This window comes from Vreelandella arctica, from assembly GCF_037070215.1.
Taxonomy (GTDB): domain Bacteria; phylum Pseudomonadota; class Gammaproteobacteria; order Pseudomonadales; family Halomonadaceae; genus Vreelandella; species Vreelandella arctica.
In genome coordinates this window covers 219,645-226,152 of record NZ_JBANSN010000007.1, presented here as the reverse complement: position 1 = coordinate 226,152, position 6,508 = coordinate 219,645, and the positions used below count along the sequence as shown (strand labels likewise).

Here is a 6,508-nt window from a genome sequence, read left to right as displayed (position 1 = left end):
CCGGAGGGTAGAATCGGTCATGGCGTATCCACTCGTGTTGGTTGAGATCTTGGTCGTGATCAATCAACAGGATACGCCACCCTTCCTACCTCCTCCCATACACCAGACTTGAGCTTAACTCAATCAGACGGCTATAATTGACAAAACACCTACCTATCTCTAAGCTTTTGCCGCAAATGTAATGACGCCGATTTGTACCCAGATTGCGGGCGTCCACCAAGTTTCTAACTCGGTGAAGTGCAGCTAAAAGGGTGTGTCCAGCGTTGATGGCCGCCCATTAGGGTGGCCTTTTTTGTTTCTCATTCGCTGCAGGCCCGCCCTATACTGACCCGCCCAATGCTTGCACCCCGCACTCCGTCTTCGGCCTACCGTTAAGGCAGACGCTATGATTGAACTTAGCAACGTCAGTAAAACCTATTTCAGCAACAACAAAGGCAACGGCTCCAATGCCATCCATGCGCTTAAAGAAGCCAACCTCATCGTGCCCAAAGGCACCATTCACGGCGTCATTGGCCTGTCTGGCGCGGGGAAATCGACACTAATTCGCTGCGTTAATCTGCTAGAGCGCCCCACTAGTGGCACCGTGACAGTGGATGGCCAGGAAATGACGAGCCTGAGTAACGCAGCCCTTAACCAGGCACGTCACCGCATCGGTATGATTTTTCAGCACTTCAATCTGCTAACCACGCGCTCGGTCTTCGATAATGTTGCCCTACCGCTTGAGCTGATGGGACAAAAACGTCATACCGTTCGCGAACGTGTTATTCCACTGCTGGAAATGGTTGGCCTGGCAGATAAAGCGGATCAGTATCCCGCCCAGCTTTCAGGCGGCCAGAAACAGCGCGTCGCGATTGCTCGGGCACTGGCCAGCAAGCCGCAGGTATTACTGTGCGATGAGGCCACCTCCGCGTTAGATCCACAGACCACCAGCTCTATATTAGAACTGCTGCGTGACATTAATCATCAACTGGGGATCACCATTCTACTGATCACCCACGAGATGGAAGTGGTGAAATCGATCTGCCACCGCGTCAGCCTGATTTCAGACGGCGAATTGGTGGAGGATTCCGAAGTCGGCGACTTCTTCACCGCCCCTCGCACCCAGCTTGGCCGTGAGTTTCTCAATGACTTTCTTCAGCTAACGCCGCCTAAAGAGCTGATAGAAAGACTCGTTGATACCCCTGGCGATAATACACATCCGGTGGTACGCCTAACGTTTTCTGGCGACGCGGTTTCCACACCGCTGATTTCACGCCTGGCTCGCGAGTGCGGGGTCGATGTCAGCATTTTGCAAGCCAAGGTAGAGTCGATCCAGGAACGCACACTGGGCCTGATGATCGCTGAGCTGCTGGGCACGCCGACGCAAACTCAGCAAGCCATGACCTATCTTGAATCTCATCAACTACAGGTAGAGGTACTCGGCCATGTCCAGCGCAATGATTGATCTTATTTTACAGGCCACGCTGGATACCCTTTATATGGTGGCCGTCTCAGGGCTTATTTCTACCCTAGTGGGCCTACCGCTTGGCGTGATGCTGTATGTCACTCGCCCACGCCAAATATTGGCGAAGCCGGTGCTCAATCAATTGCTGAGCATTATTACCAACATTGGCCGCTCTATTCCGTTCATTATTTTGATGGTGGCCATCATCCCTTTTACGCGCATGTTGGTAGGTACCTCAATTGGTATTAACGCCGCGTCAGTGCCGCTTACTATTGCTGCCATTCCGTTTGTTGCTCGGCTGGTAGAAGCAGCGCTGAATGAGATTTCGCCAGGATTAATTGAAGCCGCCCAAGCCATGGGGGCAACGCCGTGGCAGATCATTTGCAAAGTACTGATCCCAGAAGCCCGTGGCGGAATCATGACTGGCTTAACGATTACCGCCGTCACGCTGGTCAGTTACTCCGCCATGGCGGGTGCCGTCGGCGGCGGCGGCCTAGGCGACTTGGGCATTCGCTACGGCTACAACCGCTTCAACCCCACCATCATGCTGATTACGGTAGTGATTCTGGTTGTTATGGTGCAAGGCTTCCAAAGCCTGGGTGACTACTTGGTGCGCAAGAGTGATCGTAAATAAAAGCGCCCAACGGAATAATCCAATATAACCAAAACGCATTAGACAACTGCTTCTTATTACCGCATCATTGAACCATTACGTACAACGTTACTGGAGAGACCTCATGCAAAAACTCATTATTGGTAGTCTTACCGCCTTAGCCCTTGCGGTTAACGTCGCTAACGCTGAAACGCGCAGCATCAAGATGGGTACCGTTGCCGGCCCTGAAACGGAAGTAATGGAAGTGGCAGCGCGCATTGCCAAAGAAGAGTATGATCTGGATGTCGAAATCATTGAGTTCACTGATTACGTCACGCCCAATGCTGCTCTGGCCGACGGCAGCCTGGATGCCAACGCCTACCAGCACGAGCCCTACTTGCAGTCGATGGTAGAAGATCGCGGCTATGACCTGGCAATTGCGGGTTATACCTTCGTTTACCCAATCGGCGCTTACTCAGAAAAATACGACAGCATCGACGATCTACCTGACGGTGCGCAAATCGCGCTGCCCAACGATCCTTCTAATGAGGGCCGCGCGTTGATCCTGATGCACAACGAAGGGCTGATCACCCTTAACGACCCAGAGTTTCTGGAATCAACACCTATTGATATCGCTGAAAACCCCCGTGACTTCCGTTTCCGCGAAATTGAGGCGGCCCAGCTTCCTCGCGTACTGCCTGATGTCGATATGGCGTTCATCAATAATACCTTCGCGCAGCCTGCTGGCCTGAGCCTGGATGACGCCTTGATTAAAGAAGGCCCTGAATCTCCGTATGTTAACTTGATCGCCGTACGTGGCGGTGACGAAGAGCGCGAAGAGATTCGCCAACTGGTCGACGCCTATCAGCGTGATGAAGTGATTGAAAAAGCGGAAGAGCTATTTAAAGGTGCTGCGGTACCTGGCTGGACCGAGTAAAACCGCGAATTAGTAATCAATAGATGACATCAGGCCGGCACGCATAGGTATCTCCTATGCAAAAAGTGCCGGCCTGTTGCGTTAGTAGCAAGAGAGGCTTCATGCAAAACAGCGTTGACTACCCACTTCTTAATCGCCAGCTCGAAGCGCTGCTTGATACGCGCGACTGGCTCACCAACAGCGCCCAAACGTGTGCTTTTATTCAGCAGCAGCTTAGCGACCTTAACTGGGTCGGCTTTTATCTCCAGCGCCAGCCTGACGTCTTGGGCCTGGGCCCGTTCCAAGGGCAGCCTGCCTGCCACCCGATCCCATTCAGCAAAGGCGTATGCGGTGCCGCTGCACGCCAGCAAATCACTCAGCGAGTCGACGATGTGCATGCGGTGGCTGACCATATTGCCTGCGACGCCAACTCACGCTCCGAGTTGGTAGTGCCCATTGTAGTCAACGGCACCCTTTGGGGGGTTCTTGATCTGGACAGCCCTCTCCATGCGCGCTTTACCTCACAAGACCAAGCAGGCATTGAAGCCCTAGTCGCCACTTTTATACGTCAGACAGAGCTTCCCGACTTAATTGAACGCTAGCGGCTTCATAAAACGCTAACAACGCCCATACGAAAACACCCCGAGCAATAAATGCCGGGGTGTTTTGATAACAGCTGGTAGGACCAGGCGGATTTGAACCGCCGACCTCCACGATGTCAACGTGGCGCTCTAACCAACTGAGCTATGGTCCTAGAAATTGGGGCTGGCTAGCGAATGGTAGGACCAGGCGGATTTGAACCGCCGACCTCCACGATGTCAACGTGGCGCTCTAACCAACTGAGCTATGGTCCTATTGCGCGCTGAAACAGATGGCGCTAGCTAAGCAACGGATGCGTATTTTACGCTTTCATCACTGAATTGCAAGCTATTTTACACCACGAGCGAATGCACCCTGAGCCGCTCAACGGGATATAGATCGTCATTTATAGCGCATTTCTATCTTTATAATCCTTATACCGCTAGGCTGGGTATTTTAATATTCTTGATATTCATTAAGGGTGATAGACCATGCTGGGTATTTTGCTAGGAAGCATAGCCATCGTGTTATTAATAGCGACACTGATGGCGCGCATAGAATTACATTGGTGGTGGGTTCGCAGTTTTGAGTTTCCACGCCTACAGATTATTAGCCTAGCGTTAGTCACCTTCATTGCAACGGCAATACTGGTCGAGGCTGGCCCATGGCAATGGGTAGCACTACTTGCGTCAGGCATCACTTTTCTGATCCAAGGCTACTACATTATGCCTTTTACTCGCCTATGGCCTATACAGGTTAAAACAGCAAAAAGTAACGACGAAGATAAAACCATTACCCTGCTGATTGCTAACGTGCTGACGCCTAATCGGCAAGTTCAACCGTTAATCGATATGATCAAACAGCACCAGCCTGACATCGTATTAACGCTAGAGTCTGACCAATGGTGGCAAGACCAATTGGATCCCGCGTTAGCTGAGCAATGGCCCAATAGCGTTAAAATCCCGCTAGACAATCTTTATGGCATGCACCTCTATTCTCATCTTGAGCTTACCGACACCTCCGTTGAATGGCTGATTCAAGATGACATCCCGTCTATTCATACCAGAGTAACGCTGGCTAACGGTGACTCTATTCGCCTATTTGCCCTGCACCCTCGCCCGCCAGCACCTAGCGAGAGTGAAAAATCCCTTTGGCGCGATGCAGAGCTGTTGTTGGTAGGCAAACGTATTCATGAAGACCCCCAACCGACACTCGTCGCTGGAGATCTAAACGATGTGGCATGGTCACGCACCACACGCCTTTTTTGCCGTATTGGCGGCATGCTCGACCCACGCCGCGGGCGCGGGTTGTTCAGCACCTTCCACGCCAAATACCCGATATTGCGCTGGCCACTGGACCATATTTTTGTGACCGAACACTTCACGCTGGTGGGCATGCAGCGGCTTAAATACTTCGGTTCTGATCATTTTCCTATGTTGGCAACGTTTTGCTATCGCCCTTCGCGCAAAAATGAAGCAGAAACCCCAGAGGCCAGTACGGAAGAGCGAAGTGAAGCCAGCGAAACCATCCAAGAAGGTAAAACGGAAAAACAAGAGACCTGATCGCTGGCTATATGAATTGCTTACTCAGGGATGCCTCCCTGGGTAAGCACGGCCGGGTCTAGCAACCGCTCTAACGTTTCGCGATCCAGGTCGGTCCTCTCCTCAGCGACATCAATAATCGCCCTCCCGCCTTGATAAGCCTCTTTAGCAATTGCCGCGGCAGCGTTATAACCAATCACGCCATTTAATGCCGTTACCAAAATAGGGTTCTTCGCTAGCGGACCTTTTACATTCTCCTCGCGCACTTTAAAGGTAGCAATCGCTCGATCTGCCAGCAGTCGGGCGGTATTGCTCATCAGGCTAATGGAGGTCAGTAGATTGGAAGCCACCAGCGGCAACATCACGTTCAATTGAAAGTTACCGCTTTGTCCGGCAACCGTAATGGCGGTGTCTAAACCGATTACTTGCGCGGCAGCCTGAGCGGCTGATTCTGGAATCACCGGATTCACTTTGCCTGGCATAATGGAGCTACCGGGCTGCAATGCCTCAAGTTCAATTTCCCCCAACCCTGCCAATGGGCCAGAGTTCATCCAGCGCAAATCATTGGCAATTTTCATGATCACGCAAGCGAGCCCTTTCAATTGCCCTGAGAGCTCTACCGCCGCATCTTGTGACGAGAGGCTGGCAAAAAAGCTGTCATTGGGTGTGAACATTAACCCGGTCTGTTCACTCAGCTCTTGAGCAACCTGCTCAGCAAAACCGGTTGGCGCGTTAACACCGGTACCCACAGCGGTTCCGCCTTGCGCTAATCTGCAGAGTCGCTTCATTGCGCTGTCAAAACGCTCAATGGCCTGATTAATCTGGCTCGACCAGGCGCCCAGCTCTTGATCCATACGCAGCGGCATAGCGTCCATAAGATGCGTACGGCCGGTTTTTACCACATGGCTTAGTTCGCTCGCGCGCTGATCAATCGTATCGCGCAGATGAACGAGGGCTGGGCGCAGCGATTCGTGAACGGCAATGGCCGCCGAAAGATGGATCGCCGTCGGAATCACATCATTACTTGATTGCCCCATATTAACGTGATCGTTCGGGGTTACCTCAACGCCTTCACGGCTTGCTAAGGTCGCCAACACCTCGTTGACGTTCATATTGGTGGAAGTACCTGAACCGGTTTGAAAAACATCAATGGGGAAATGCTGATCATACTTGCCGGTTAATACGTCACGAGCCGCTTTTTGGATAGCTTCGCCACGTGCGCTATCAAGCCCTCCTAACGTTTGGTTGGCGCGCGCGGCCGCTAGTTTGATACGGGCGACCGCGTGGATAAAGGCCGGGGGCATGGGCGAATGAGAAACAGGAAAGTTATTAATCGCCCGCTGCGTCTGCGCACCGTAAAGCGCATCCTCCGGCACTGCTAACTCACCCATGCTGTCGCGTTCCATACGTGTTGCCATTGCTCGTCCTCCTTTGAA

6 protein-coding genes and 2 tRNA genes are annotated in these 6,508 nt (G+C 52.3%); 5 read left to right on the top strand and 3 right to left on the bottom strand.

Going from position 1 to position 6,508, the window contains the following annotated elements:
- Window positions 1-385 precede the first annotated feature (385 nt).
- The 4 genes from V8L70_RS09100 (at window position 386) to V8L70_RS09085 (ending at window position 3,554) form a co-directional block, all read left to right on the top strand.
- Window positions 386-1,444 (top strand): methionine ABC transporter ATP-binding protein, encoded by a 1,059-nt coding sequence (locus V8L70_RS09100; protein WP_035557469.1) that lies wholly within the window; start codon window positions 386-388, stop codon window positions 1,442-1,444.
- Window positions 1,425-2,078, top strand: coding sequence for a methionine ABC transporter permease (locus V8L70_RS09095; RefSeq protein ID WP_008956224.1), 654 nt, complete (start codon window positions 1,425-1,427; stop codon window positions 2,076-2,078). The genes V8L70_RS09100 and V8L70_RS09095 overlap by 20 nt, the downstream gene beginning before the upstream one ends.
- Window positions 2,079-2,181: 103 nt before the next feature.
- A complete protein-coding gene (locus tag V8L70_RS09090) occupies window positions 2,182-2,973 on the top strand; it encodes a MetQ/NlpA family ABC transporter substrate-binding protein (protein ID WP_008956223.1) in 792 nt (263 codons plus the stop codon).
- Between the two features lie 101 nt (window positions 2,974-3,074).
- Complete coding sequence (locus V8L70_RS09085) at window positions 3,075-3,554, top strand: GAF domain-containing protein (protein ID WP_101145433.1); 480 nt, start codon at window positions 3,075-3,077, stop codon at window positions 3,552-3,554.
- Between the two features lie 75 nt (window positions 3,555-3,629).
- On the opposite strand, the gene V8L70_RS09080 is transcribed toward V8L70_RS09085, so the two are convergent.
- Window positions 3,630-3,706, bottom strand: a tRNA-Val gene (locus V8L70_RS09080).
- 23 nt (window positions 3,707-3,729) lie between these two features.
- Window positions 3,730-3,806 (bottom strand) — tRNA-Val (locus V8L70_RS09075).
- Window positions 3,807-4,022: 216 nt separating this feature from the next.
- Between V8L70_RS09075 and V8L70_RS09070 the strand changes: the two genes are divergently transcribed.
- A complete protein-coding gene (locus tag V8L70_RS09070; RefSeq protein ID WP_101145434.1) occupies window positions 4,023-5,093 on the top strand; it encodes an endonuclease/exonuclease/phosphatase family protein in 1,071 nt (356 codons plus the stop codon).
- Between the two features lie 20 nt (window positions 5,094-5,113).
- Here V8L70_RS09070 and V8L70_RS09065 read toward each other — a convergent pair whose 3' ends face one another.
- Window positions 5,114-6,490: a class II fumarate hydratase gene (locus V8L70_RS09065; protein WP_101145435.1), complete on the bottom strand. Its 1,377-nt coding sequence runs from the start codon at window positions 6,488-6,490 to the stop codon at window positions 5,114-5,116.
- Window positions 6,491-6,508 lie beyond the last annotated feature (18 nt).